This window comes from Pseudomonas sp. Pseusp88, from assembly GCF_047303955.1.
Lineage (GTDB): Bacteria > Pseudomonadota > Gammaproteobacteria > Pseudomonadales > Pseudomonadaceae > Aquipseudomonas.
Genome location: NZ_JBGLYM010000146.1, coordinates 1 through 237, shown reverse-complemented (window position 1 = coordinate 237; position 237 = coordinate 1). Strand labels below are relative to the sequence as shown.

Here is a 237-nt window from a genome sequence, read left to right as displayed (position 1 = left end):
CTAAGGGTGGTCTTGGTGGCGCGGATATCCACAAGGGCGAGTGTGAGTTCTTCGTGACGGTTGGCGAACTGGGCCGAGAACAGGCCGAAGGCACGCTCCAGGGCTTAGGCTTCGACGTCGACTACCTTGGCGGTCAGCCCCGACAGGGCCAGGGCGGCTTCGCTGACTTCGACGTTTTCCTTGCGGCAGGCAGCGAGCAGGACTTCGACACGCTAGGGATTGCGCACCGAGTAGCCC

At 63.3% G+C, this 237-nt stretch carries 1 pseudogene; it reads right to left on the bottom strand.

Annotated elements, in window-relative coordinates:
- Positions 1-237: pseudogene (gene pilM / locus ACCD02_RS32805) on the bottom strand (pilus assembly protein PilM); the annotation flags it as partial.